This window comes from Paraliobacillus ryukyuensis, assembly GCF_003315295.1.
Taxonomy (GTDB): Bacteria; Bacillota; Bacilli; order Bacillales; family Amphibacillaceae; genus Paraliobacillus; species Paraliobacillus ryukyuensis.
The window spans coordinates 107,430-133,947 of record NZ_QNRI01000002.1 but is presented as its reverse complement, the minus strand read 5'-3'; the positions used below and the strand labels follow the sequence as shown (position 1 = coordinate 133,947).

Sequence of the window (26,518 nt, the reverse complement as noted above, 5' to 3'; positions counted from 1 at the left end):
AAATATTCTAGCAAATATGGTTGAATTGTCAATAAAAAAGACCTATCAATTCATATTGATAAGTCCATCTTATGATTATTTCGCTATAAATAGTTGTGTCCAATAAGCACCATCTTTAGCATAACCAACTCCGATATGTGTTACTTTTTTATTCAAAATATTTTTCCTATGCCCAGGACTATTCATCCATCCTGTTACTACTTCTTGTGCTGATTGTTGTCCAGAAGCAATATTTTCAGCAGCAGTTGTATATTCTACACCAAATTGTTTAAGCATATCAAAGGGCGAACCATACGTAGGCGATGTATGAGAAAAATAGTTATGTTCCGCCATATCTTCTGATTTTGTTTGAGCAACACCTGCTAATTCATTATCCGTTTGAAGCGCTGATAATCCTTGCTTTTCTCTTTCTTTATTGGTTAATTGAACAACCTGTTCTTGAAATTGCTTGGTCTGTTCATCTGCTTGCTTGCCTTGATTGGTTTCTTCTGGCGGAGTTGTGCGTATACCTTGGTTATTGTTTGGATACCCTTCATTTGTAAAAATGTTTTGCTCCCGTCCAGGTTGTGGTTGTATGTCTTTTCGACTGTTCTCTGGCGCTGTTTGTTGTTGCGGATTTTCTCCACTGAAACTAATTGATTCGGTATCTAATTGATTATTTTCTGGTGCAGCTTGATCATTTGTACATCCTACTAACCAGAAGCTGATCAGAAAGAGCATAAATATATATCCATAGGTTGTTTTTTTCATCTATTTTCCCTCCTAACGATACTATTCGCCTTTTCAAATAAATTATTCAAGAAGCGATTACTAAATGGCATGATGGAGAAAAAGGGAAATAAACATACCTACCGCTGTTACAATACCAACAGTCGGTCCACCTTCTTTATAAGCTTCAGGCATCATAGTAGAAGCAATCATTGCAATAATTGCTCCACCCGCAAAAGCACTAGTTATTGCCTTCATACTGTCTGATGCAGCAATTAATAACAAACCACCTCCAGAGCTGATTGCAGAGAATAGCACTACTGCCAACCACAAAAGTAAAATGGTTCGGTTTTCATACCCACCACGTTTTAAGCTAACCGTACTAGATAATCCTTCTGGTAAATTACTGATAAAAATGGACACAACGAGTGCCGCGCTGACGTTATCTCCATTTGCAATGCTCATCCCAATCATTGCAGATTCAGGGAGGGTATCCATAATTGTTCCGATGAACATGCCTAGCCCTGAATTTCCTTGATGAGCTACTTTTTGATAATTAGCGGTTGTTTCTTTCCGACGTTTTCCACCGCTATGAGAAACGATACTATCTAATAAGGTGAATACAATTGCGCCACCCAAGAAACCAATTGCCACTTGCGTAAAACCGCTTATCTCTAGTGCATCTTCCAATAACTCATAACTGGTAGCACCAATTAATGCGCCTGTACCTAGTGCCATGATAAAACCAATCAAGCGCTTAGATATTGCAACGTACAAACTTAGTAATGCACCCAACAATGTAGCAGAAGCAGCAATAGTTCCCCATAAGAGAGCCGTCCACCACAAAACCATCACCTCATTTTAAAAACACGGAACTAAAAAAGCTTCGTATTCGATACGAAGCTTTTTTCTATTTATACTATTCACGTTTTTCTTTCACTTATACTTACGGTTTACGTAATGCTCTTCGCTCTGCATAAGGTACACATTTATAACATACGTATACTTTTTTTCCTTGATCGTCTAGATAAACCTGAGGGTTTGTTGCTTTTTGTCCACATACGTAACATCGCTTTGGAGTGAATAAGCGCTTTAACCAATTCATCAACTACATTCCTCCTTTGTGCTATTTTACAAAGGAGTATATATTCTTTTCAAGATAGATGCATTTTTCTTATGGTTGTATCTTTCGCCGTACAATTGGAGATGTTAACACTGTTGAGGTATTGATGGTACCATAAGGAATTAAACTGTCTATTAATAAACGCATACGCTCAATACCTGTTACTGCAGCTTTTAGAAAATAGCTAACGTGGCCCGTCACCCGATGGCACTCAATAATATCATACTTGTGCTGTACAAAAGCTTCAAATTCTTGTGGTGACACTTTTAACCCACTAACTTGAATAATCAGCAATATCTCTCGACCCATAGCCGGCAAAGAAACTTGTGCACTATAGCCTTCTATTATACCTTTCTCTTGCAAACGAAACATTCTTTCCTTCACACTGGGTCTACTAAGTGCTAATTTTTTTGATAAATCACTAATGGTAATTCGTGCATTATCTTGTAGAATAGACACTAGTTGTTGGTCCAATTCATCCATTTCACATCCCCGCCTTCAAAATGATAATTTTTTTAACTGGATAAATTCAAAAGACATATAATAAACCTTTAAATTATTCTTTTCTATATATATTTTTCCCTTCTAATATTCTAACATAAAGTTTAACAATACTGACGAGGAGTAACTAAATGAAATATGTAAAAATTATTGTTGGCATTTTTATTGTAAGTATTGGCTTAATTACGTTGCAGCTTGCTGAAATAGTGACTGGAGGGACCGCTGGTTTAGCACTAAACGTTTCCTACTTGTTTGATCTTCCCTTCTCATGGATCTTCTTCTTAATCAATATTCCATTCTATTTATTCTCCATTGTTCGTATGGGGTGGAAATTCACCATTACCACGATCCTTTCTGTCAGCCTTCTGTCATTAATGACTGCTCTAAAAGTTTTTTTACCAGCTATCTATGTCCCATTTTGGATTGGAGCTGTATTAGGAGGATCGCTAATCGGTCTTGGTCTTAGTTTATTGTTTGCTAATGGTTCTTCCTTAGGTGGGGCTAATATTCTAGCATTATTTCTACACAAACGATACAAATTTAACCCCGGTATAACCAATTTTTCATTTGACTTTGTAGTGGTACTCACGGGAATATATACAGTAGGTATTGCAAAAGGCCTAGCGTCTATATTAACTATTGTTACCACATCTGTTATTATTAGTTATTTCAAACAACAGTTAAACACAGAAAAACCAGAAAAACAAACAAGCAAAAAGATTTCAATGCAAAAAGATGCACCTACGAATTAATTAATAGTAATTATAAAAAGGAAGATAGGAACTACCTATCTTCCTTTTTATATATGTAACCACTGTTGTTTTAAAGCTTTTAAAACGGCATTTGTCCGGTCAGGTACATTGAGTTTTTTCAAAATAGAACTTACATAGTTTTTTACTGTTTTATCAGATAAATACAGTGTACTTGCTATATCGAAGTTATTGTATCCTTTAGAAAGAAGTTGCAAGACTTCCCACTCTCGTTTAGATAAGATATCATCTGGTCTACTTGGTTGCCAATTTTGTATTCGAACATATTCGTCTAATAAATTATTAGCTAATGTGGGGTTAATATATCTTTTTCCTAATTGAATTATGTATAAAGCATGCAATAACTCTTCTTCTTCCATACCATTATAGAAGTATCCATTTAATCCCATTTCAAATAATTTAGGCAGTAATTTATGATCAGGTTGATCCACCCAAGCAACTACTTTTTTATTCCTAGCTAGGCAGTGTTTAGTTAAAGATAAATCAGGACATTCTAGTGCTACATCAATAATTACTAGATCACATAAATACAAATTATCATCTAATGCTTTTCCATCATTTAAAGCTATTATCCTAGACTGCCATTTCTTTTTTAATAGTTCCATTATGCTATTTTGAAGTAGTGATGACTTCTTTATGAATAAGATATCGATTGTAATCACCCATCTTTTGTTATATTGTAGGAAGCTAATCCTAAGCATGCTGTAGTGTTAAAAAAGATACTTTCATTATAGCAATTTACCGATAAAATTATCGACCGTTTATCATTTTCTTTTCATCGGTATGCTGATTTATATTTAGGACAAACTCCACCATTTCTCGATACCGTTTGACAGGACGTTTTCCAGTGATAAGTTCAGATAAACGCGCTTCAGGTATATTATACTGTTTACAAAAGCTACGTTGATCTAATTGCAATTCAGCAAGCTTCCGTTTGACTTCCCACCCAAATGGAGTAGCTTTGCGATTATCACTCAATTTCTATCCTCCCCCTTCACTAAGATATAACCATTTATTCGCCAAAATGATTAATAATAATTTCCTATAAAGAATATGTATTATAATTAAATAGTACTGATTTAAATCAGTGTAGTCAACTAATTTTTGATAAAAATCATCATATATTCCCAATTTTTTGTTTAAAATCATACATTCTTCCTATATATTGTGTATATACATGCATTAATTAGGAGGGAAACATGGTTATGAATTCCATTGGTTTTCGAATTAGATTCTTACGCACCAAAAAAGGGATTTCTATGGCTAGTCTTGGCAAGGCAATTGGAACGGACTCAGCAAATGTTAGTAACTGGGAGAACAATAAACGTGTTCCAGGAGGGAATTTTATTATCGCCCTGTCAGAATATTTTAACATCACCACAGACTGGCTTTTGAAAGGAGAAAAAGAGGAGGAAATAGAGGGAAGTTCCTCTGTTTTTTTAGAACAATTTTGCGAATTTAGTTCGCATTTAAAGAAAGTAGATAAACAAGATCAACATTTTATCAGATCTTTTATTGATTTCTATATTCAATATAAGAATAAAGCACAATATTATAACGGTTTGCAGCATCAAAAGTTTATTTATTTACCATTATTAAAAGAGCACATCTATACCCATAGAGAATTATTACATGATAACAATTTCTCTACATATCTACCCATTCCAATTGAATTAGGAATGGAGGGACAAGTTATATATTCAAAAACAACAATATCAGATAGTCAGCAATCAAATGATAAACTCGAATTATATGTTATTAAGATTACTAAACAATTAAAAGCAGGACAGATAGTACTAGCTACCTACCAAGGGGATATAAAGTTGTTTAAATTAATTAATGATAAATCTATTTTAAGAGCTATTGAAGAAAAAAAAGAACGATTAGAATTGGATGTAAGCGCAGTAAAAGTTCATGGTGTAGTTACTGGAATATATCAATCTATACCAAGTAATAGCCCCTAACACAAACTTCTATTAAAACTATCACTAATCATAAAAAAACACCTGCTATTGACTGAGATAATAAAATCAATCAATTAGCAGGTATTTTTTAGTAGTAGGCTACAATCTATTTTTTTACATAATAATTGCTCATGCTTTCATTATTTAATGACTTCCCCTTATCTTTAAACCTACTTATACTCTAGGGCCACTATATCATGTCATGTAACTGCATACACTTTATTTGTAAGAAAATCTCACATGGTTTTTGCATAATTTAGATTCATTTAATTAAGTATCTTGAAATAATCTTTTTTCTTTCCATTTTCCAAAACGGTAATAGCTATACGCTAAAACACTACTGATTAAAAAACTAATCCCCATTCCTAATGCAATACCTTGATCTCCAACTATCTTAGTTAGTAGATAAGTTAATGGGAAACGAAGTACCCAAAAAGAGATAAGATTTAACGCCAGTACTTGATACATTGCACCGGCAGCTCGAACAATACCATTTAATACAAAATTCACACCTAAGAATGGATAGAAAAAAGCAATCACTCGTAAGAATCCCTTTCCAAACGCGACCGATTCAGGCGTTTGAATAAACAGACAGATCGCTAGTTCAGAAATGAAAAATACGAAAACAAGTACGACACCCATGACAATGATGTTATAGATTAAACCGTACTTGGCTATCTTTCTTACACGTTCCCATTGTTGCACACCAATATTCTGCCCTGCCATACTATTCATAGCTGTTCCTAGTGCTTGTGCAGGAAGGATAAATAAACTATCTAACCGTTTGGCAGCACTAAAACCTGCAACAATGTTTTCCCCTTGTCCATTAACGACACTCATAATAGCGGCTGAACCAGCAGAGATAACAGCCATTTGTAATCCGGAGGGGATACCGAGGTTTAAAATTAATTTTACCTCTTTCCACGCTGGAACAAACGGTACGGTTAATGGGATTTGCTTCTTGCGAATAATATGGATAATACCATAGATAAATGCGATGCCCTGTGAGCCGATTGTTGCATAGGCAGCGCCTGTTACGCCTAAATCAAACCCTGAAATAAATAACGGATCAAACAAAATATTTAAAATAACGGCTAACAACACAAAGCGCAACGGGGTTTTACTATCTCCAACCGCCCGCAAAGCTGTTCCAATAAAGTTGTAACCAAGTAAGAATAAAATCCCAGCAGCATTAATTTGCAAATAGATGACGGCACTTTCTCGCATGGATGCTGGTGTTTGTAACCATTCGATAATAACATCTGCTGCGAAAACCCCAATTGTGCCTAGTGCTACCCCTAATAAAGTTAATGTGAAAATAAAAGCATTAACATACGTTTTTAACCGATCGGTATTGCCCTTTGCTTTTTGTTGAGACAAAATTGTCAGGATAGTGTTATTCAATCCAATAATAAACGATAACAACGTGAAAATAATTGTACTAGACACAGCGATAGCGCCTAATGCATTTCCACCTAACAAATTTCCTACCCACAAACTATCGGTAAATTGATAAGACACTTGCAATAGGTTGGTTACCATAATCGGAGCAGAGAAATATACCAATTGTTTTAAAATATTGCCTTTGGTAAAATCATGTTGCTGTTGCATAAAAGCGCCTCTCTTCTTTTCCGTGCTTTGCTAAGCTATATTGTAACATTTCTTTCTGGAAAAAGAGAAAATGACGCTTATAGTATTACCCTCCTACTTAGACAACAGTTCGGTTACTGTTTGATACATAATGGATAGACCGATTGGTAAGCAATGTTCATCAATATCGAAGTTTGATGCGTGTAACGCTACATGCGGTTCCCCTGGTTTCGCACAACCTAAGAAAAACATTGCACCTGGTAATTCAGCTGTAAAATGACCAAAATCTTCTCCACCCATGCCATACGGTTCTTGAACTATCCTATAAGCAGAATTAGGATTTTTCGTTACTTGCTCGACTTGGTCAATTAACATCGCATTATTATCAAGAGCAGGTTCACCAACTTCAATATTCAAATCAACGTCTCCACCAAAAGTAGTCACCATACTACTCACTTTTTCAATTTCAGTAATTAATTGCTGTCGGGTTGCTGACGTATAGGAGCGAATAGTTCCAATAATAGTAACCTCGTTTGGAATGACATTAGGCGTCTTGCCCGCCTGCAGTTGTCCGATACTTATGGCACCAACCTGTAATGGGTTAAGTTTTCGGCTAATTAAACTATATAATCCTTGTAAAACAAAGCTAGACATCCAAATCGGATCCTTCGTTTCTTGAGGGTAACCTCCATGTCCCCCTTTCCCCTTTATTGTTAAACAAAAGTTATCGATGTTTGCCATGCTGGGTCCTTTGTATAATTGAATGACACCAGTTTCTTGCCATGGACACACATGCAAAGCCAATACTGCATTTAACTGCTCGGCTAATCCTGCTTTAATAAAATAAGGGGCTCCTGTTTTTCCAAATTGATCTGTATCCTCTTCCGCAGGTTGGAAGATTAACATTACAGAACCCGAAAAGTGGTTTGATTGATAATCCTCTGCTATGAGCTGCGCGACTCCTAATAACATTGCCATGTGGGCATCATGACCACATGCATGCATTACTTCAGGTGCAATTGAAGCATAGTCCGCTTGATTTTCTTCTTTAATTGGTGTTCGTGCATCCATGTCTGCACGAACACCAATTGTAGGGCCATTCCCATTGGTCAGCGTTGCTACGACACCATATTTCGCTATCCCTGTTTCTATGGTATAGACACCAAAAGACTCTAATACCTCCACAATGTAATGACTTGTTTTTTGTTCTTGAAAGCTAACTTCTGGATGACGGTGAAAATGACGGCGCCACTTGACAAGCTGCTCAGTGATACTATCTACCCGTTCTTTTAACAAAGCTGCCACTTTTTCTTTCATAAAGCCCTCCACCTAAATTACTGCACGCTTGTCATGAATTTTTTGAAATGCTTGTTCAAGGTCTTCAATCAAATCCTCAATATCTTCAATCCCTGCCGAGTACCGAATTAATCCTTCTGGAATACCCATTGCTGCGCGTTCTTCAGAGGTGCATTCCACATGACTCGTGGTACGAGAAGGGCCCACAATCGTTTCTACCGATCCTAGATTCGCTGCCCGATTGGCATAGTTTAATTGAGGCAATAGCTTACTAACAGTGGTGACACCGCCTTTCACCGCAAAACTTAACATCCCACCGTATTGTCGCATTTGATTAACCGCAATGTCATAACCGTGATGAGTAGATAATCCTGGATAATAGACGTCCTCCACTATATCTACCGTTTGTAAATATTTTGCCACTGCTAGCGCATTTTCACTCTGTTTATCGACTCGAAGCTTTAGTGTTTTCATCCCTCGTAATAATAGATAAGCAGACATCGGGTCAAGTGTGGCACCGTTAATTTCTCGGTAATGATAAATAGCATCTACTAAATCTGTTGAACCACATACCACTCCGCCTAACGCATCAGCATGTCCGCCTAAAAATTTTGTTGCACTATGAATGACAAGATCTGCACCTAAAGCCAACGGATTTTGGTTAATTGGTGTAGCAAATGTATTATCAACAATAACAATTGCACCCGCTTGTTTTCCAACATCGGCCATCCGCTTAATATCGGTTATTTTCACAGTTGGATTTGTGGGGGTTTCCAAATAAAGAATTTTACATCCTTTGTCAACTTCTGCTGCAATTGCATCATGTGCCCCAGTCTCACATAGAACGACATCTATTTGTTGTTTTGGTAAGAACTCCGTAAAAATCTTATTGGTTCCACCATACGTATCTTTAATCGATACAATCCGATCACCTGGATAAAGGAAGGTAGCTAATGTATTACTAATGGCTGCCATACCAGTGGAAAAACTCGTTGCAGCTTCTGCACCTTCTAAGTCCATAATTTTTGCTTCAAACGCTTGAACAGTTGGATTCGTATTTCGACCATATATATGTCCATGCTTCTTGCCAATGGCTACCTCATACCATTCCTCCATATCGTCATAACCAAAAGAAACACTCTGAACGATTGGCACCTGTGTTGCCCCAAATGCTAATGCGTCTTGTTCCCCTGCCCATATGGCCCGTGTACCAATTTTTGCTTGTTTCATCAAAAGAAAAGACCTCCCTTATTATTTTGCAGTTCATAAACTAACCATACCAGCTTGACCGTTGTGTCTATGTGGTTCTTGTACCACTATTTCTCTCGGATAGTTTGCTAACGTCTCGCAACCATCCGAGGTAATTCGTATGGATTCACTTATTTCAATTCCATGAGTATCGAACCACAAGGCAGGTATAAAATGAAAGGTCATATTCGGTTGCAACACTGTCTTATCCCCTTTTCGTAAACTTGCCGTGTGCTCGCCCCAATCAGGTGGATAATTAAGTCCAACCGAATAACCAAGCCTAGCTTCTTTTTCGAATCCATGCTTTTTGATAGAATCATGCCATACTTTAGCGACTTCTTCACAGGTCACTCCCGGTTTCATCGATGATAATACGTACTCCATACCTTCCAAAACGACCGATTCTAATATTTGCAAGTGATTAGATGGTTGGCCAATCGATACCGTTCTAGCTAGCGGAGCATGATAGCGTTTATAGCAACCAGCTAATTCGACTATAACCGCTTCTCCCTCTTGGTATCTTCGTTCCGACCATGTTAAATGTGGATTTCCAGTATTTTTATTCGCAGGTAGCAACGGAACAATTGAAGGATAATCTCCACCATACTCGGAAGTACCTGTAATTAAGTTATAATACATCGTACCAGCAACATCACATTCTCTATTGCCTGCTCTTATCATATCGGTCCCTCTAAACATTGCCTGCTCTGCTATTCTTGCAGCTCGCTTCATATACGTGATCTCTTGATCAGATTTAACCATGCGCACGTGATTAACGAGTAAATCACCATCTAGAAATGTCGCATCTGGCAAACCACACTGTAATTGCATAAACGCTTTGGCAGTAAAATAATATTGATCCATTTCAACCCCCATACGTTTTGTTCCATATCCGCGTTTCTTTAGTATTTCCGTCATATAATTCATTGGATGATGGCTTTCAGATTGAACATAATAATCGGGATACGACATAATATTCTCGTCGTTTAACCATGTGGTTACTCTCGCTCCATTCGCATCCATATATCTACCAATCCATATTGGTTGATCTTCGTCTAAACTAATGACCAACATCTGATGTACATAAAAAGACCATGCATCATAGCCGGTTAGGTAATACATATTAGCCGGATCGGTAATCACTAACACATCCATGCCTCGTTCCATCATATGATTTTTTGTTTTTTGCAAGCGATTTTGATATTCAATTAAATCAAATGGAAGCATGCTTATCCCCCTTCTATTGTTTAATAAACTGAATTTTCTTATATTTCTGTATTATATAGAATTCATCTGTATAACGGAATGTTTAAAGTGTATGAAAAATAATGAAATGGATACTACAGTTTAATAAAACACCGATGAGTCAGGAACAATGTTAAGGGAATAAAAAAGAACTGCCTACTTAGCAGCTCTAACCCTTATCATATTCTTCTAGTTGTTGTAATTTCCAGATACGCGATGTCAATTCTAGTAAAAAGGCATCGTCTGGATCAATTAATGATAAATTGGTCAACGCTTCAATATTTCTTAACCGATGCAAAAGTGACTGGCGATGTAAATTTAATTCTCTAGCAGCTTGACTAACATTTCCATTATGTTGTTTATAAATAAAAAACGTGTGCAACAAATCAGTTTGCCGTTTGTTATCATAAGCAAGCAGGACACGTAATGTCTCGTTTACTATAGTTCTGACTTCTTCCTCTTCGGCCAAAGCCATTAATAATCGATCCATTTTAGTATCTTCATATAAGGTACGTGATCCCACTGCTTGCTTGCTCCCTCCAATTCGCAAAGCAAGCACAGCATTACTATAGAGCACGGAAAATGAAAATGGATTTGATTTTGGAGCGGCAATTCCCCATGTTATCTTAATCCCTTTTAATAATTCACTCATACGTCTTTCTACTTTATCAAGAAATGAATGAACAATTTCTACATAACTATCTAGTTCAGATTCTAAAAAAAGAATTACCCTTCCTTCTTCAAAGGTGGTCATCGTATTCACTTCAAATAACTCACCAGCATACGTTATTTCTTTTTGAATTGCATAGTTTTGACTGTGTAAGGAAGAATTTTCGGAACGATCATTATCGAAGGATGGTAATTCCTTATATGCAATATGACCAACTAAACAGATATAAGGCACTGTTAAATCATAACCTAACATATCTGCTTTAGTAATTAACTTTTGATCTGTTTGCTGTGCTTGTTTGGCTAACTGCATCACAAAATTATCTTTTATTCTCACTTCTGTAAGCTCTATCGCATTTTCTTTCACAAAATACAATGCACATGCAGTTAACGCATGTTCTAATACATTCATCGCATACCAGGTTAATTGATATTCGTTTGCTTCGATATATAAATAGCCCTGCGTTTTATGATTATTAATAATAGCGAGTTGATAGATTGACTTTTTATGGTCATTATAAACTTGTATAAAATGAAAAAGGGGGTTAGGAGCTTCTGTCTCATCACGATTCATTTTTGAGACTGTTCCTTCTGATAGTTTTGTTTCGTTAAACCAATCAGGAGAGAAATTTTGCCTTGCTCGCAACTTCGACTGATTATCGGTTATAGCGGTTGGGAAAGCAACAAATTTGGAGAGTGTTTGCAAAATATCTTGCAACCCTTTTTCATTTAATACACAATTGGTCAGTTGCTGTCTTGCTAATTCCGCTTCTTCTCGCTGCGCTAACTTATCTGACATAATTAGCTGCATCACTTTACCAACAATGTCACCAAACCTTACTTCCCAAGGTATATCTACGATTACTAACCCAGATTGATCAGCTACTTTTACAATGGATGCTGGTATATCAAATATAAACCTTCCCGTTGCGAAACCAAGAACAGAAGCGCCCGAATGAATCACATCTTTCACAAATGCTACTAATTTTTCGGGTTCATTATGACAACCAATACCTGTGGTTAAAACAAATTCATTTTGTCGAATGAAATTTTCTACAGGTGTTTCAATCACAGAAATCCACTCAATTTTATTTGTTTTTATGAAGTTTTCTCCCGCTCGTATTGTTGACGTATGAAATAGTGGTAATCCTAACACAGCCCCTGCTACCAGTTCCACACAATCACCTCATTAAAAATAAAGTGGCAGCGTAACATTTATTGTTAACTAGCCACTTTTAATAAAAATATACTTACTTTAACGAAATATTCTGATACTATTAAGCACAATTAATCCTTTTGAATACCAAAACGCGCATTGATTTCCCCTCGCAACAATTCTCTTCGTTTTTTTCGCTCCTCTTTTCTTCTTTTCTTTAGCATTTCTTGTCTGATCTCGTACGTCTGCACACCCTCTTCTCGTTTGTTTGCTATATCAATTAATTGTTCAACATCCATAAACGAATATTTCCGATTTCCTTTTGGAGAGCGCTCTGGAAATATTAATTTCCGTTCTTCATAATATCTGATTTGTCTTTCTGTTAAGCCGGTCAATTCACTCACAACACCAATTGTGATCACTTTTCGATCCTTATAAGAAGGATTGTCAGTCATAATCTCACCGCCACAGTTCATTGTTTAGTTAGACTTTATTGTTTCATTATACACACAATTCTGTTCCACTTATATTCTTATGTAAGAAAATCTTACAATAATGATAATAAAATTACTTTAAATGCGTTTCCCTGCGTTAGCTAGATTCACTTATATTATTTGGTATTGATAGCCATATTAACTATACCATCATAAAGGAGTGTTTAACTTGTGGACTGATATGTTAGTTGTGATTGGTCGAATTTTCACCATCTTGCCCATTTTACTTTTTATTACCATCTTCATGGGTAGACGAGCGATTGGCGAGCTACCTGTATTTGATTTTTTAATTGTATTAACACTTGGCTCTGTTGTCGGTGCAGATATTGCCGACCCAAATATAAAACATATCCATACCGTTGTTGCTATTATTTTCATCGCTATTTTGGAGAAGATTATTGCCCGCTTACGATTAAGTCAAAAAGTAGGTCATTACCTGACTTTTTCACCGATTGTTGTCATTCAAGACGGTGAACTAATGGAAGCAAACATGCGAAAAATACGATATTCAATGGATAGTATTTTAGTGATGCTTAGACAAAACAATGTGTTTAATTTAAAAGAAGTTGAACTAGCTATTATAGAAGCTAATGGCCAATTAAGTGTTTTTAAAAAAGCGGCGCAAAGCACACCCGTTCGTGCTGATTTTAGTATGCAACAAAGTAACACTACTCCAATAGCTTTTCCCATTATTATTGATGGAAAGGTATATAAACAGGTATTAGAACAACTTGGTGTAGACGAAGATTGGCTAAAACAAGCACTTATAGCAAAAGGGGTGCTTAATTTTAATGATGTTTTTTATGCTTCTTTAACGAAAGACTTAGCATTATATGTGTCAAAAAAGCAAACAAATGTGCAATTGCCCCCACTTTATTTTTAGCTTAACGCTATTGATTTTGATATAGTAATATAGAAAGGGGATTAAAAAGTAATGGAACTATCGATTACACAACCAGCTGCAAATTGGTTTATAAGTGAAATGGATCTTTCTGAAGGGGATTTTGTACGTTTTTTTGTTCGATATGGCGGACATGGCGGCGTACATAAAGGATTCTCATTAGGTATTTCAACAAATAACACACCAAATGATCCTGCAACGCAAGTAGTTAAGCAAGGAATTACGTTTTATGTTGAAAAATCAGATGCTTGGTACTTTGAGGGAATGAACTTTCATATCAAATATTCGAGAAAATTTGATGATATTGATTTTGTTATTAAATAACGAATGAATCCGCAAACGTAGTACTACATAAATTAATATTTACTTACTATATACTTACGGCTGCCTTTCTCAAGGCAGCCAGTTGTAATTAACGTATTATGTTAGGGTGTTTAATCCATAGCTCAGATTGTTCAAGCTGAGCTGCAAGTGCAAATAACCACTCTTCTCTCCCTTTAGGAGCGATTGCTTGCACCCCCATTGGCATTTGATTGTCCGTCAGATGAACAGGTAAGTTAACAGCAGGTTGTCCTGTTAAGTTAGCCAATTGTGTAAAGGGGGTATACGTTAAGCTTGGCAAGAACATATCATATACTACCTTTTGTTGCTCTTTTAAACTTTGGTGGTTCACTCGCAACAATTGCTCCAAGTCCTCTGCTGAAGGGGTAAGTTCACCGATCAATGGAGCAGGAAAAGCGTTAGTCGGTGTAATTAATAAATCATAGCTTTGATGGAAGACTGCCATTTGGGCTGCTGCTGCATCCCAACCTGCTAAACTTTCGCTATAGTCTGCTGCTGACAGATTTTTTCCTGTTTGGTGTAAAACCCAGGTAAAAATATCCATATCCGTTGCTGTTAAATTTCGGCCTAGACTATCTTCCAATTGCCGAATAACCTTGTTCATTTCACCTGCATTCATTGTATAGTAATCCTTCATTAACGTATATCCATCAACAGGTATGGCTTGTTCTTCCACCTCATACCCCTGTTTTTCTAACCAATCAACCACTTTTTTTACAGCCTTTTTTGCATCTTCACTGACAGGGGTACCTACTGGGGACTGTGTTGTAAATGCAATACGACGTTTTTGACGTTCGCATTGATTGACAATAGTTAAATACTCGCCAGCAAACAATGGTGTCTGAAACGCTGCTTCTGGTTGAATCGTTTGCACATCGTCTAATAGAGCCGCACTATCTCTAACCGTTTTTGATAGTGCAAAATCAATCGAAGCTCCTTGCCATTGACGGCCAACACCTGGCCCAACTGGCGTACGACCTCTGGTTGGTTTCAATCCGAATAAACCTGTAAAGGCAGCAGGAATACGTATCGATCCGCCACCATCACTTGCACCTGCTACTGGCACAATACCAGCTGCAACCGCAGCAGCTGAACCTCCACTAGACCCTCCAGGTGAATGTGCTAGATTCCAAGGGTTTCGTGTTGGTCCATACGCTTCTGGTTCTGTAATATTTTTAAGTCCGAATTCTGGCGCATTCGTATGTCCAATCGGAATGAATCCATTATCTTTTAACTTTGCGACATAATTTGAATCTTGTGTCGCAATATTTTTGGTTAAAAGCTTTGACCCAGAACTCATGACTTCTCCTTTTACAGTTTGAGAGATATCTTTTAATAAAATCGGCACACCCGCAAATGATGCATCTTCTCGAATTGATTTTGCTTCCTGATACGCAGCGGTATTCCTTGTGCGAACGACTGCGTTTATTTGATCATTTACTTGTTCTATCCGTTGAAATGCCGCTTGGATTAATTCATCTGAAGACACTTCTTTCTTTTGAATTAATTCCGCTAAATCCATTGCGTCAAACAATTGATACTCTTCAACTTTCATCTTAACCCTCCATAGAAACAACTTGTCTATTAGTATAGGCGAAAGATAAAAAAAGAAAAAGGAACAAGCATATATAATTCTTTTTGTGAAGGGGCTAACGAAAAAGTTCACAAAATTGTCACTTATGACAAATTTGTTTTGTTGTTATACTAACCAAATGAATAAAAAAGCATAAAGGGAGGCATGTTCGTGCCAAGAACAAAAAAAGAAAGTTTACATTTTGGATTAATGATGTGTACAGGAATGATAGTGGTGATGACGTTTTATAATATGTGGTTAAATGGTCAATTAGGTGAGTTAAGTTTTGGAACTATTGTACTTGAATTCCTTATTGGTTTTGTAATTGCTCTATTATTAGATTTATACACTATCGGACCTTTAGCTAAAAAAGTCGCTTTTTCACTACCATTTGATAAGTCAAATAAACTAAAAGTTGTCCTAGCAATTTCAACTTGTATGGTAGTAGGAATGGCTGCTATGATGTCTATTTTCGGTTTAGTGATGGCTAATTTAAGCCACGGTATGGCTGACGTAAACATCTTCCAAGCATATGCGATGACATTTGTTAAAAACTTTATTGTAGCTTATCCATTACAGTTGTTGATTATGGGACCTTTAGTTCGCGGGCTGTTTACTAACTTTGTGCAATCGAACAACACCGTAAAAGTAGAAATAATTCAATAAAAGATATTTTTATTAAAACAAGGCAAGTAATGGATAAACACCATTACTTGCCTTAGTTTGTGTTAGTTTACTTTTATGGTTGCTTTTACTTTTTGATTGTTGAAATCAACTTTTTCACCAGGATAACCAAAGTAAGGTGTCCCATCTTCTTGCCAGAATAAACGTTGCATACGTGCATGGCGATTGTGATCATATAATGGATTTCCTTCGATTTCTTTGTAAGGACGTGCATGGTACACAAAGATATCAAATCCATCCTCATCAACACTGAAACTATTGTGTCCTGGACCGTACTCACTTGTAGCCTCCGATGTTACAAAGACAGGCTCAGGTGATTTAGACCATGAATCAGCATTTAATAGATCACTATTTTCATCAGCTGTTAACAACCCCATACTGTAGCGATCATCCGTTGCACTTCCTGAATATGCAATGAAAATTTTACCGTCATTCTTTATAACAGCCGGTCCTTCATTTACATAAAAACCATACTGTTCCCATGGTATATCTGGGGTAGATAAGAAGTGTTGTTCTTTAATCGTCCATGGATTCTCCATCTCAGCAATATAAAGGTTTGAGATCGGATTATCTGAGAATTCTTCCACCTTCTGGGCCCAAATTAAATAACGTTTTCCATCATGTTCAAACGTAGTTGCATCTAGCGAGAAACTTTGGAACGATGTATTAATCTGACCTTTTTCGATCCACTTTCCTTCAAGCGGGTTAGCAGAACTATTTTCAAATACATATGGTCGAATTGCCCATACGTCATCTTTATCTCCACCAGCAACATAAAGGTACCATTTACCATTAATGTAGTGTAATTCAGGTGCCCAAATATGTTCTGATAAAATACCAGATTCATGTTTTGTCCACACAATTACTTCTTCCGCTTGTGGGAGTTCATCAATTGTTTTTGCACGACGCAAGACTACACGATCATATAAAGGATAGGAACCAGTAAAATAATAATAACCATCCGTGTGCTTATATAAATATGGATCTGCTCGTTGTTCAATAAACGGATTTGGATAATCGCGTTGATAAACCGTGCCTTCTAATTCAACTGTTTCTCCCTTTTTTATTTCGGTAGCGTTTACATTTTCCCAATTAACAGGAAACTTTGCTTTCATATTATCCTCTAACTCTACTTCAACATAGGAAGGTAACGTTGGTTGTTGCCCTTGGTTTGTTTCGACGGTTAATGACGGAATAGATGTAACTTTCATGACTCATCTCCCTTTCTCCTATAATTACACCTATTATACCAAATTTGTACTTATAAGTAATTGAAAAAATAATTTTTAATTTGACATGTACGTATAATTGAAAATATGTATGTTACTATCCAATTTTTGATTCAAAAAATCTGGATAGCTTTTTATGTCTAGTAATAAGACATAGATAAACTATCCAGGAGTTTTTATTAAAATACTACCAAACACTATTAGAAAAGACCCACTGCATCACCGTTTTCATTCACATCCATTTTTAGTGCTGCAGGCTCCTTTGGTAAACCTGGCATAGTTAGTACATCACCAGTTAAGGCAACTAAAAAGCCAGCACCAATCGATGGCCGTAGTTCCCGCACAGTGATATCGAATGTCTCTGGTCTTCCTAGACGTTTGGGGTCATCCGACAATGAATATTGTGTCTTAGCCATACAAATCGGTAAGTTTGCCCAACCGTTCGCTTCCATTTGTTTGATTTGTTCTTTCGCTTGTGGAGTGAAATGAACCCCATTTGCGCCATACACCTGCTGCGCAATTCGATTAATTTTATTTTCAATTGTCTCTTCAAGCTCGTATAATGGCATGAATTTAGCTTGTTTATTTTGTATCGTTTGCACTGCCTTTTCTGCTAAGTCCAATCCACCATTTCCACCTTTTTCCCACACTTCTGTTAAAGATACTTCAACGCCTTGTTCTTTACACCATGATTGAACAAAATTAATCTCTTCATCGGTATCATGAACAAATCGATTTAGCGCAATAACAAACGGTAAACCAAATGCTTCAATTGTTTCCATATGTTTTTTGAGGTTTTTAATACCTTCACGGAGGGCAACCAAATTTTCTTCTTTTAAGTTCGCTTTTTCAGCACCACCGTGCATTTTTAACGCACGAACAGTCGCAACAATAACAACCGCTTTCGGATCAAGTTCACCCATTCTAGCTTTAATATTTAAAAATTTCTCCGCACCTAAGTCCGCACCAAAACCAGCTTCTGTAACCACATAATCCCCTAATTTACTAGCCATTTTGGTTGCAAGTAAACTATTACAGCCATGCGCAATATTCGCAAATGGCCCACCATGAATAATCGCGGGCGTATTTTCTAGTGTTTGCACTAAATTAGGCATGATTGCTTCTTTTAACAATAAGGTCAGTGCACCTTCCACCCCTAAATCAGCAACTGTCACAGGTGTTTCATCCGTTTGATAGCCGACAACGATACGTGACAAACGACGACGCATATCTGCTAAATCACTTGCTAAACAAAAAATTGCCATGATTTCTGAAGCTACTGTTATATTAAAGCCATCTTCTCTTGGAACCCCTTGTTTTATTCCACCTAAACCGACGACAACATTACGTAAAGCTCGATCGTTTAAGTCCATCACACGCTTCCAAACAATTCTTCTCACATCGATATGACATTCATTTCCTTGGTAGATATGGTTATCAATGAAGGCTGCTAAAGCGTTATTAGCCGCTGTGATCGCATGAATGTCTCCTGTAAAATGAAGATTAATATCTTCCATTGGCACAACTTGGGCGTATCCACCACCACTAGCGCCTCCTTTTAGTCCCATAGTTGGACCTAATGAAGGCTCACGAAGTGCTACAACCGTTCGATGTCCCAATTGGTTCATCGCTTGCCCTAGCCCTACTGTTACTGTTGATTTTCCTTCCCCAGCAGGTGTTGGATTAATTGATGTGACAAGAATTAAATTTCCATCTGGTTGTTCCTTGTATCTGTCCAGTACGGAGAGATTAATTTTTGCTTTATATTTTCCGTATGGCTCCCACTCTTCTTCTTGTAGTCCAATTAATGCTGCGATATCTTTGATTGGTTTTTTTTTCACTTGACTAGCGATTTCAATATCTGTTGGCACATGCACACGAAACACTCCTATCCCAAATAAATTGTCGTACATTTTTTATTTTTTCGCATTTATTATTCGTATTATAACATTATTTCTGTTGATTTAAAGAGGAATAACACTTTTAATCAGTCAATTTCTTAATTTAGATAGAATAGTTTAGAGTAGAAATAAGATATACAGGTTATCCTCGAAATAATAGATATGGGTATTTTTAAAAAAATTCCGCACTTTGGAACGAAAAAACAAGAGCCTTTAATAAAAATTACCAGACTCTTGTTTCATTATTTTAATTTATTTTTGCTTCTACAAATGTTCGCATTCGCTTCATTGCTTGTTCCAGCTGTTTCATAGAAGTGGCATAGGAACATCGAATATATCCCTCGCCGCTTTTACCAAACACATCACCTGGCACAACAGCTACGCGTTGCTCCTGCAATAACTGTTCAGCAAATTCTGTCGAAGTTAATCCCGTTCGCTCAATAGAAGGAAAAACGTAAAAGGCACCGCCTGGTACATGACAAGACAGCCCCATATCTTGTAATGCTTTCACCACAAAATTTCGGCGCTGGCGATAGCTAATGCACATCTCTTTCACACTATCCATTCCGTTTTTCAACGCTTCTAGCGCTCCGTGTTGCGCCATGGTTGGGGCACACATAATCGTATATTGATGAATTTTTGTCATGGCTGCTAAAATTTCTTTTGGACCAGCAGCATAGCCTAAGCGCCAGCCTGTCATAGCAAAAGCTTTGGAAAAGCCTGAAACTAGAATCGTTCGTTCCGCCATTCCGTTGATGGCTGCAAAACTAGTAAACGTTTCATCATACGTAAGATCTGCATAAATTTCATCAGAAATAACTAGCAAATCGTGTTGCTCTACTACACGAGCAATGGCTTCTAGTTCTTGTTTGCTCAACACAGCACCCGTAGGGTTATTTGGACTGCAAAGCAAAATTGCTTTTGTCCGTGATGTAATCGCTGCTTCAATTTGATCGGCCTGTACGTTAAAGGCAAACTCCTCGGTAGCATCAACCGTGACAGGAATCCCTCCAGCTAATCGTACCGCAGGTGCATAGGCAACAAAGCTAGGTTCTACCACAATCACTTCATCACCGGGGTTCAAAATTGCACGAAAAGCCACATCAATCGCTTGACTAGCTCCTACGGTTACAAGTATTTGGTTCTCTGGATTATAAGATACGTGATAATTTTTATTAAGATAGTTGTTAATCTCTTGACGTAATTCTAATAAACCCGCATTCGCCGTATATGCTGTATATCCCCGTTCTAAGGAATGATAGCTTGCCTCAATTACATTCCAAGGCGTAACAAAATCAGGTTCTCCAACCCCTAACGAAATGACATTTCCCATCTGCGATGCCAAATCAAAAAAACGACGGATACCAGAGGGGCTTAAGTCATTCACGTGATCGGCTACATATGATTTCTCTCGTGTTCTCATGGTGACACCATCATTCTTCTGTCTTGATCATCTTCGTCATCAAAGATAATCCCATCGTGTTTATATTTTTTAAGAACAAAATGAGTTGTTGTGGATACGACGTTGTCTAGTGTCGACAATTTGTCAGAAACAAATCGACTAATTTCCATCATGGTTTTTCCTTCTACCGAGATCGATAAATCGTAAGCACCAGACATTAAATATAAAGCTTTCACTTCGGGGAAGCGGTAGATACGTTCAGCCACCTTATCAAATCCAGTTCCTCTTGTTGGGGTAACTTTGACATCAATCATCGCTGTCACACCTTCATATTGAAGTACTTTGCCCCAGTTCACCAGGGTCGAGTACCCTAGAATAGCATTTTCTTTTTCTAGTTTCTCCATCATTTGTTTTGTGTCTGCTACACTAAGGTCGATCATTTGAGCAATTGTTTCAACCTCTAAACGACCATTTTTTTCTAACAATTTCAATAACTCTAATTCTTTCTCTTCCATCCGTTTTCACCCACTTTTCTATGTCGTGAATAATAACATTATTTTGATAATTACCATATAGATTACTACAAACAGCGCTCAAGGTAAATAACCAAATTATCCTATGATTTGCTATCCCCTTTTTTAAAGGCCTGCATATTCTAAATGCAAACACAAATTAATTTTCGCCAAAAAAGGAGCGCCTTCTTATGAAGATAAAATATATGGATATGATTGCGACGTTAGGTATTGGTGGTGCGCACCCAGGTGGATTAACCATCACCAAGCATATTGTGGAAAATTTAAATTTAAGTACAACAGCACAAATACTTGATGTGGGCTGTGGTACAGGACAAACATTAGCCTTTTTAGCCGAGACAAAATCAAACCCATTGTTTGGCGTCGACCAACACCCTGTGATGATTCAGCAAGCAAAAGAAAGGTTACAAGGTTATCACAATGTTACATTACATCAAGCAAACATTGAAAACCTCCCCTTTCCAAAGGCTTATTTTGACGTTATTTTATCTGAATCGGTTACTGCCTTTACTTCCATCCAACAAGCACTAAATGAATATGCTCGCGTATTAAACGATGATGGCGTGTTAGTTTTAATTGAAATGACCGCTAATCATTTGTTAACAGAAGAAGAACAAGCTGAAATTGAGCAATTTTATCATATTTCGAAATTATTAACGGAAGATATGTGGTGTGTAGCCATTGAAGCCGCAGGTTTTAATCGCATTAGCGTTCGTACCATTCCAGAAGAATTAGAAAACATCGTTGATTTTGAACTACGACCAGAGTTGGAACCAACCCATTTAGAGTTAATGGCTACCCATTACTATTTAATTGATAAGTATCAAGATTCTCTAAGTGCACGCGTCTATTATTGCAAAAATAAATGAAAAGGGGGATTCGTTACAATGCAAGTAGCGGATACACAAGCATGGTTGCAAGCGTATATGGTAGAAAAAGAGACGCTTGTTTCCGAGGGTTTAAACATACAACAAGCTACATTATGCCAGCCGTTGGTTTCTTATTTTGAACATGCCTCCCCTCAAGATATTCAAATTCATCTAATACAACATGGGATGTTTCATCCCGATCCTACAGACCGTACGGTTATTGACCGCATCATTGATCAAGACTATTGGGAACAAACAAGGAAACAACTACAAGATTTAGAACGAATCTTCGGCAAGCAAGACGGCACCATTTTTATTTTCCCATCAGATACAACCAATCCACGTTTACAAACAGAATTTGATGGTGTTGCAGGATTGAGTTATCATGACAAATTATTTCTCTTTATTAGTGATCAGATAACAACACTACAATTGAAAATATTACTTACACATGAGTATAGCCATGTTTGCCGTTTACACAAGGTTTCCACTAGTAATTTAACACTCGCTGATGGATTAATATTAGAAGGGATTGCTGAACTTGCGGTGAAAGAGATCGTCGGAGAGGCTTATTGCGCTCCATGGGTCGGATTATATAACCAAGTAGAACTCAAATCAATTTGGGAAGATTGGCTTCAACCTAATCTAACCCTTCCTCCTACTAGTTGGATGCATCATGCATTAATGTATGGCAGTGATTCCATTCCAAAATGGGCGGGATATGCTTATGGCTTCCAATTAGTGCAGGAATTTCAGAGACAGAACCAGGTTTCCCTACAAAACTTAGTAACTATGCCTACTAATGACTTTATACAATTTTTGCACACCGCTAAAAATGTGCATTAGCCGTCGGCGTCTATCCCTTCCAACCCTATACGATTGTCATAGGATATAGTAACCTGCCATGAAAGGAGTTTATCAATGTCACGTTATTATAATATGTGTAATAAAAACATCGGTCGTCCCGTATGTATCCGTACAAAAGACGGGCATGAACATCGTGGAATCATACGTCGTGTTTCTACTAGCCACGTTTTTCTGGAACCAATGCCGTCAAACCTTGGGGGATATGGTTATGGGTTTTGGGGAGTTGGCCCAGGTTTTGGTTGGGGCGTTGCATTTGGAGCGATCGCCACGTTAGCATTTTTACCATTCTTTTTCTGGTAATATCGCAGTAGATAGTGTATAGTTTCAGAGCAATGAATAGGGTCTATGCAAACCTTTATCCCCTCATTGCTCTTTTTTTTATTAGATACATACCACTAAACATGCCGCTCACCCATTTGGTCAACGATCTGTTCCGCTAATCGTCGATACATATTGCTCTGTTGAATGAGCGCTGTAACCAATAGTAGTTGCTCCAAATAACCCCCATGCTCACCCTGCATATCTGCTAACTCTGATTGAACATCTTGATATAAACTCTGCACAGCTACGTGAAATACTTCCACCTGCCTATCTTGTAAATCACTGTAATGCTGATAAATGGGATCGAGTTCAATATCACTTTTCTCCATTTTGTCGTTTAAATTTGCTAAGACAATGCGAACGTCATTGATGGAAAGGCCACCTTTTAATTGATAGATCAATTGAATAAGCATAATGTGTTCACGAGAGTATTTTTTATTTTGTATCGGAAACAGTAACTTTCCTTTTGCATAATTGTTGATCATCGTCTTGGTTAATACTTTTTCTTCATCCCTCCGTTTGCTAGGACGATAGGTGTTTTCAAACAGTTGGGTAACCTGATCCATATATAAGTCAATTGAAGGAATATCCTCTAACCTAATTCGCCGATCAATTCCTAATTGATTAATTATTTCAGAAATATCTTCCATCATAAAATCTCCATTTCTTGTTAAGAATATAAGTTAAGTATAGCTTATCTGCTGAATCAGGTAAACGTTGACTATATGTCGTTAATAGTATATGATAATACATAGTATTAAAAACTACGTGTTGTGATCGGAGTGTGTTTATGCGTCAATTTGTTCGAGAGCCAATGAATGGCTTTACTCATTTAGCTGGAGCGTTACTATCGTTTGTAGGATTGTTAGCAATGGTGATTAAAGCAGCATCCAACTCCAATTCTATGCTTGTGCTAGCTGCTGTCATGGTCTTTGGGATTAGTATGATTTTATTGTATTCCGCCTCTGCGACTTATCATATGGTAATAGCAAGAGATCGAGTGATTGCATGGTTACGTAAACTCGACCATTCCATGATTTTCATTTTAATCGCCGGGACCTATACACCCTTTTGTTTAATTTCATTAAACGGTATAACTGGTTGGGTATTATTTGGCATTATCAGTGCTGTTGCTGTAAGTGGCGTTGTCTTTAAGATGGTTTGGTTTCATTGTCCAAGATGGTTATCCACTCTCCTTTATATCGCGATGGGGTGGATGATCGTTGTCGTAGCAGCACCACTTGCTGCTAATATTCCTACAGGTGGTTTGTTTTTATTGTTCTTAGGTGGGATTATCTATACCATCGGTGGCATTATTTACGCAACGAAGCCTAAGTTTTTAGAATCCAAATATATGGGTTTTCATGAAATTTTCCACATCTTCATTTTACTTGGCACATTAGCACATTTCTTAAGTGTATATTTGTACGTTTTGTAAGAAAAAAGCGAAGATTGCAATCTTCGCTTTTTTATGTGTTAATAAGATATAATTTGCTCGTCTTCATCGGATGTATTTCCGCGTGCTTCTATCTCTACTAATAATTTATGTGGTAAACACACGATCGTTTCGCCTGGTCTGTCTTTCCATCCCATCTTAACACCTATCTGATCTGGACTATTATCTTCTTTTATTCTAATCCTTTCATCATCAACTTCCATCAAGTTATACTGATGACCTTTTCCGTCGATAATAAACTGTTCATTTCCTTCATGTCCCGTTAATGTGATTTCACGTATGACCTCGCCATCTTGTGAAATAACGGCAACAATTTCTCCCCCAGTTTGTGCTGTTTTTGACATAGCGAACACAGTGAGTGGAATAAACGATATAGCAATAAGTAATGCAATGACTACAACGTCAAACGGCTTAAGCACACGTAAGATATTACGCATATAAGAACCTCACTATCTTAAAAATTTCATCATACATATTTTATCATGTTATATGATAATATAGTAGAATAAGCTTAAATTTAAACATAATTAGGTGATTGATTTGCAACTAGCTATTATCCCGGCCATGACAGACTGGTTTGTTGATATTTACTCAGAAACAATTTGGTATTATTATGCCTTGTCCATTATTATTGCTTGTATCGCTTTATTTATTTTGCGGTTTGTATTGTTAAAAATTTTATTAGCTAATGTTAGGGATGATGAAGAGAAAGCACAAGCTACGCGTTATTTTATTAATTGGCTCACTTTTTATAGTTTAACCTTATGTTTGTTTATTTTCTTTAGCGATCAAACATGGATGCGTTATAGCCTTATAAAACTCGGAACCATAGATGTTAGTTTGTTTTTAATTTTGATTTTCTTTTTAATTATTTCATTTGCCCATCGAATTTCAAAATTTGCCACAAGGTTCTTTATGCCACGCATCTATGACCGTTACCAATTGGATCGGGGCATGCAATTTACGTTTAATCGAATATTTCATTACATTATTCTTATTTTTGCTGTATTAATCAGTATTTCAACTGTTGGGATTGATCTCAGCGCGCTAACGGTATTTGCCAGCGTGATAGGGGTTGGGGTTGGTTTTGGATTACAAAATATTGCGTCTAACTTCATCTCTGGTATCATTTTACTATTTGAGCGACCGATTAAAGTTGGTGACCGTGTCATTGTCAATGACATCATTGGCGATATCGAAAAAATTAATATGCGCGCAACGATTATAAAATCGATTGATAACGAGCATATTATTGTGCCAAATTCATACTTTTTAGAAGAACATGTTATTAATCGTTCTTATAGTGACCCAACGATGCGCGTCGTCGTACCAGTTGGCGTTTCTTATGCATCTAATCCAGAAGTAGTTCGAAAATTATTGTTACAAGTAGCAAATGAAGAAGCGAAAGAAACAGAAACAGTGTTGTTAGATCCAGAACCATTTGTTCATTTTGTTGGTTTCGGAGATTCGTCATTAGATTTTGAATTGTTTATTTGGATTTCGAACCCAAACGAGATTATTCGAGTTCGAACCAATGTGAACTTTAAAATATTCCATATCTTCCACGATAATCATATAGAAATTCCATTTCCACAACGTGATTTACATGTTCGTTCTGTGGATACAGCTATCGCTAAGGAATGGCGAATGAAGGAATAAGGTTTTCTTAATTGAAT

Annotated in this window: 29 protein-coding genes; 10 read left to right on the top strand and 19 right to left on the bottom strand. The window is 37.0% G+C overall.

Annotated elements, in window-relative coordinates:
* Nucleotides 1–75 precede the first annotated feature (75 nt).
* The 4 genes from DES48_RS03975 to DES48_RS03965 all read right to left on the bottom strand — a co-directional run bounded on the left by DES48_RS03975 (nt 76) and on the right by DES48_RS03965 (nt 2,314).
* Entirely contained in the window at nt 76–750 is a 675-nt protein-coding gene (locus DES48_RS03975) for a CAP domain-containing protein (RefSeq protein WP_113867048.1), read from the bottom strand.
* A gap of 60 nt (nt 751–810) precedes the next feature.
* The gene (locus DES48_RS03970) at nt 811–1,554 is read right to left on the bottom strand and encodes a ZIP family metal transporter (RefSeq protein ID WP_245911286.1); all 744 of its coding nucleotides are present in this window, start codon (nt 1,552–1,554) and stop codon (nt 811–813) included.
* Between the two features lie 100 nt (nt 1,555–1,654).
* Nucleotides 1,655–1,816: a hypothetical protein gene (locus DES48_RS15865; RefSeq protein WP_170126155.1), complete on the bottom strand. Its 162-nt coding sequence runs from the start codon at nt 1,814–1,816 to the stop codon at nt 1,655–1,657.
* A 66-nt stretch (nt 1,817–1,882) separates the two neighbouring features.
* Nucleotides 1,883–2,314, bottom strand: a complete 432-nt coding sequence (locus tag DES48_RS03965; protein ID WP_079710429.1) for an Lrp/AsnC family transcriptional regulator — start codon at nt 2,312–2,314, stop codon at nt 1,883–1,885.
* A gap of 149 nt (nt 2,315–2,463) precedes the next feature.
* Here DES48_RS03965 and DES48_RS03960 point away from each other — a divergent pair, with 149 nt between their 5' ends.
* A complete protein-coding gene (locus tag DES48_RS03960; protein WP_079710428.1) occupies nt 2,464–3,084 on the top strand; it encodes a YitT family protein in 621 nt (206 codons plus the stop codon).
* A 47-nt stretch (nt 3,085–3,131) separates the two neighbouring features.
* Here DES48_RS03960 and DES48_RS03955 read toward each other — a convergent pair whose 3' ends face one another.
* Nucleotides 3,132–3,764, bottom strand: coding sequence for a response regulator transcription factor (locus DES48_RS03955; protein WP_245911285.1), 633 nt, complete (start codon nt 3,762–3,764; stop codon nt 3,132–3,134).
* Nucleotides 3,765–3,852: 88 nt separating this feature from the next.
* Nucleotides 3,853–4,080 carry a Rha family transcriptional regulator gene (locus DES48_RS03950; RefSeq protein ID WP_079710427.1) on the bottom strand — a complete coding sequence of 76 codons (228 nt, stop codon included), beginning with the start codon at nt 4,078–4,080 and terminating at the stop codon, nt 3,853–3,855.
* A gap of 227 nt (nt 4,081–4,307) precedes the next feature.
* On the opposite strand from DES48_RS03950, the gene DES48_RS03945 reads away from it, so the two are divergent.
* Nucleotides 4,308–5,066 carry a helix-turn-helix domain-containing protein gene (locus tag DES48_RS03945; RefSeq protein WP_170126162.1) on the top strand — a complete coding sequence of 253 codons (759 nt, stop codon included), beginning with the start codon at nt 4,308–4,310 and terminating at the stop codon, nt 5,064–5,066.
* Between the two features lie 270 nt (nt 5,067–5,336).
* Here the strand turns inward: DES48_RS03945 and DES48_RS03940 are convergent, their stop codons facing one another.
* The 6 genes from DES48_RS03940 to DES48_RS03915 form a co-directional block, all read right to left on the bottom strand.
* Entirely contained in the window at nt 5,337–6,677 is a 1,341-nt protein-coding gene (locus tag DES48_RS03940; protein WP_113867042.1) for an MATE family efflux transporter, read from the bottom strand.
* Nucleotides 6,678–6,770: 93 nt separating this feature from the next.
* Nucleotides 6,771–7,973 (bottom strand): M20 metallopeptidase family protein, encoded by a 1,203-nt coding sequence (locus DES48_RS03935; protein WP_113867040.1) that lies wholly within the window; start codon nt 7,971–7,973, stop codon nt 6,771–6,773.
* 12 nt (nt 7,974–7,985) lie between these two features.
* A complete protein-coding gene (locus tag DES48_RS03930) occupies nt 7,986–9,182 on the bottom strand; it encodes a cystathionine gamma-synthase family protein (RefSeq protein ID WP_113867038.1) in 1,197 nt (398 codons plus the stop codon).
* A 33-nt stretch (nt 9,183–9,215) separates the two neighbouring features.
* The gene (locus tag DES48_RS03925; protein WP_113867036.1) at nt 9,216–10,427 is read right to left on the bottom strand and encodes a M24 family metallopeptidase; all 1,212 of its coding nucleotides are present in this window, start codon (nt 10,425–10,427) and stop codon (nt 9,216–9,218) included.
* 187 nt (nt 10,428–10,614) lie between these two features.
* Complete coding sequence (locus tag DES48_RS03920) at nt 10,615–12,291, bottom strand: PucR family transcriptional regulator (RefSeq protein ID WP_113867034.1); 1,677 nt, start codon at nt 12,289–12,291, stop codon at nt 10,615–10,617.
* A 110-nt stretch (nt 12,292–12,401) separates the two neighbouring features.
* A complete protein-coding gene (locus tag DES48_RS03915) occupies nt 12,402–12,725 on the bottom strand; it encodes a MerR family transcriptional regulator (RefSeq protein ID WP_079710423.1) in 324 nt (107 codons plus the stop codon).
* 199 nt (nt 12,726–12,924) lie between these two features.
* Between DES48_RS03915 and DES48_RS03910 the strand changes: the two genes are divergently transcribed.
* Entirely contained in the window at nt 12,925–13,647 is a 723-nt protein-coding gene (locus tag DES48_RS03910) for a DUF421 domain-containing protein (RefSeq protein WP_245911284.1), read from the top strand.
* A gap of 51 nt (nt 13,648–13,698) precedes the next feature.
* Entirely contained in the window at nt 13,699–13,989 is a 291-nt protein-coding gene (locus DES48_RS03905; RefSeq protein WP_079710422.1) for a HesB/YadR/YfhF family protein, read from the top strand.
* Between the two features lie 88 nt (nt 13,990–14,077).
* Here DES48_RS03905 and DES48_RS03900 read toward each other — a convergent pair whose 3' ends face one another.
* Nucleotides 14,078–15,562 (bottom strand): amidase, encoded by a 1,485-nt coding sequence (locus DES48_RS03900; protein ID WP_113867032.1) that lies wholly within the window; start codon nt 15,560–15,562, stop codon nt 14,078–14,080.
* Between the two features lie 189 nt (nt 15,563–15,751).
* Between DES48_RS03900 and DES48_RS03895 the strand changes: the two genes are divergently transcribed.
* Nucleotides 15,752–16,246: a DUF2798 domain-containing protein gene (locus DES48_RS03895; RefSeq protein WP_113867030.1), complete on the top strand. Its 495-nt coding sequence runs from the start codon at nt 15,752–15,754 to the stop codon at nt 16,244–16,246.
* Between the two features lie 62 nt (nt 16,247–16,308).
* Here the strand turns inward: DES48_RS03895 and DES48_RS03890 are convergent, their stop codons facing one another.
* From DES48_RS03890 to DES48_RS03875, 4 genes are all read right to left on the bottom strand, one after another.
* On the bottom strand, nt 16,309–17,475 hold the full coding sequence (locus tag DES48_RS03890) for a family 43 glycosylhydrolase (RefSeq protein ID WP_113867028.1): 1,167 nt from the start codon (nt 17,473–17,475) through the stop codon (nt 16,309–16,311).
* Between the two features lie 218 nt (nt 17,476–17,693).
* Nucleotides 17,694–19,406: a formate--tetrahydrofolate ligase gene (locus DES48_RS03885; RefSeq protein ID WP_113867026.1), complete on the bottom strand. Its 1,713-nt coding sequence runs from the start codon at nt 19,404–19,406 to the stop codon at nt 17,694–17,696.
* A gap of 235 nt (nt 19,407–19,641) precedes the next feature.
* The gene (locus DES48_RS03880; protein ID WP_113867024.1) at nt 19,642–20,817 is read right to left on the bottom strand and encodes an aminotransferase; all 1,176 of its coding nucleotides are present in this window, start codon (nt 20,815–20,817) and stop codon (nt 19,642–19,644) included.
* Nucleotides 20,814–21,311 carry an Lrp/AsnC family transcriptional regulator gene (locus DES48_RS03875; protein WP_079710416.1) on the bottom strand — a complete coding sequence of 166 codons (498 nt, stop codon included), beginning with the start codon at nt 21,309–21,311 and terminating at the stop codon, nt 20,814–20,816. Before DES48_RS03875 ends, DES48_RS03880 begins: the two co-directional genes overlap by 4 nt.
* 188 nt (nt 21,312–21,499) lie before the next feature.
* Here DES48_RS03875 and DES48_RS03870 point away from each other — a divergent pair, with 188 nt between their 5' ends.
* The 3 genes from DES48_RS03870 to DES48_RS03860 all read left to right on the top strand — a co-directional run bounded on the left by DES48_RS03870 (nt 21,500) and on the right by DES48_RS03860 (nt 23,365).
* Complete coding sequence (locus DES48_RS03870; protein WP_113867022.1) at nt 21,500–22,198, top strand: class I SAM-dependent methyltransferase; 699 nt, start codon at nt 21,500–21,502, stop codon at nt 22,196–22,198.
* Nucleotides 22,199–22,216: 18 nt separating this feature from the next.
* Nucleotides 22,217–23,044: a DUF2268 domain-containing putative Zn-dependent protease gene (locus DES48_RS03865; protein ID WP_113867020.1), complete on the top strand. Its 828-nt coding sequence runs from the start codon at nt 22,217–22,219 to the stop codon at nt 23,042–23,044.
* Nucleotides 23,045–23,119: 75 nt separating this feature from the next.
* Nucleotides 23,120–23,365, top strand: a complete 246-nt coding sequence (locus tag DES48_RS03860; protein WP_113867018.1) for a hypothetical protein — start codon at nt 23,120–23,122, stop codon at nt 23,363–23,365.
* Nucleotides 23,366–23,460: 95 nt separating this feature from the next.
* Here the strand turns inward: DES48_RS03860 and DES48_RS03855 are convergent, their stop codons facing one another.
* Nucleotides 23,461–24,036, bottom strand: coding sequence for a DUF1836 domain-containing protein (locus DES48_RS03855; RefSeq protein WP_113867016.1), 576 nt, complete (start codon nt 24,034–24,036; stop codon nt 23,461–23,463).
* 140 nt (nt 24,037–24,176) lie between these two features.
* Here DES48_RS03855 and trhA point away from each other — a divergent pair, with 140 nt between their 5' ends.
* Nucleotides 24,177–24,824, top strand: a complete 648-nt coding sequence (gene trhA, locus DES48_RS03850) for a PAQR family membrane homeostasis protein TrhA (protein ID WP_113867014.1) — start codon at nt 24,177–24,179, stop codon at nt 24,822–24,824.
* 38 nt (nt 24,825–24,862) lie between these two features.
* Here trhA and DES48_RS03845 read toward each other — a convergent pair whose 3' ends face one another.
* Nucleotides 24,863–25,279 carry a NusG domain II-containing protein gene (locus tag DES48_RS03845; RefSeq protein ID WP_113867012.1) on the bottom strand — a complete coding sequence of 139 codons (417 nt, stop codon included), beginning with the start codon at nt 25,277–25,279 and terminating at the stop codon, nt 24,863–24,865.
* A gap of 103 nt (nt 25,280–25,382) precedes the next feature.
* Here DES48_RS03845 and DES48_RS03840 point away from each other — a divergent pair, with 103 nt between their 5' ends.
* Nucleotides 25,383–26,501, top strand: coding sequence for a mechanosensitive ion channel family protein (locus tag DES48_RS03840; protein ID WP_245911283.1), 1,119 nt, complete (start codon nt 25,383–25,385; stop codon nt 26,499–26,501).
* Nucleotides 26,502–26,518: the final 17 nt, after the last annotated feature.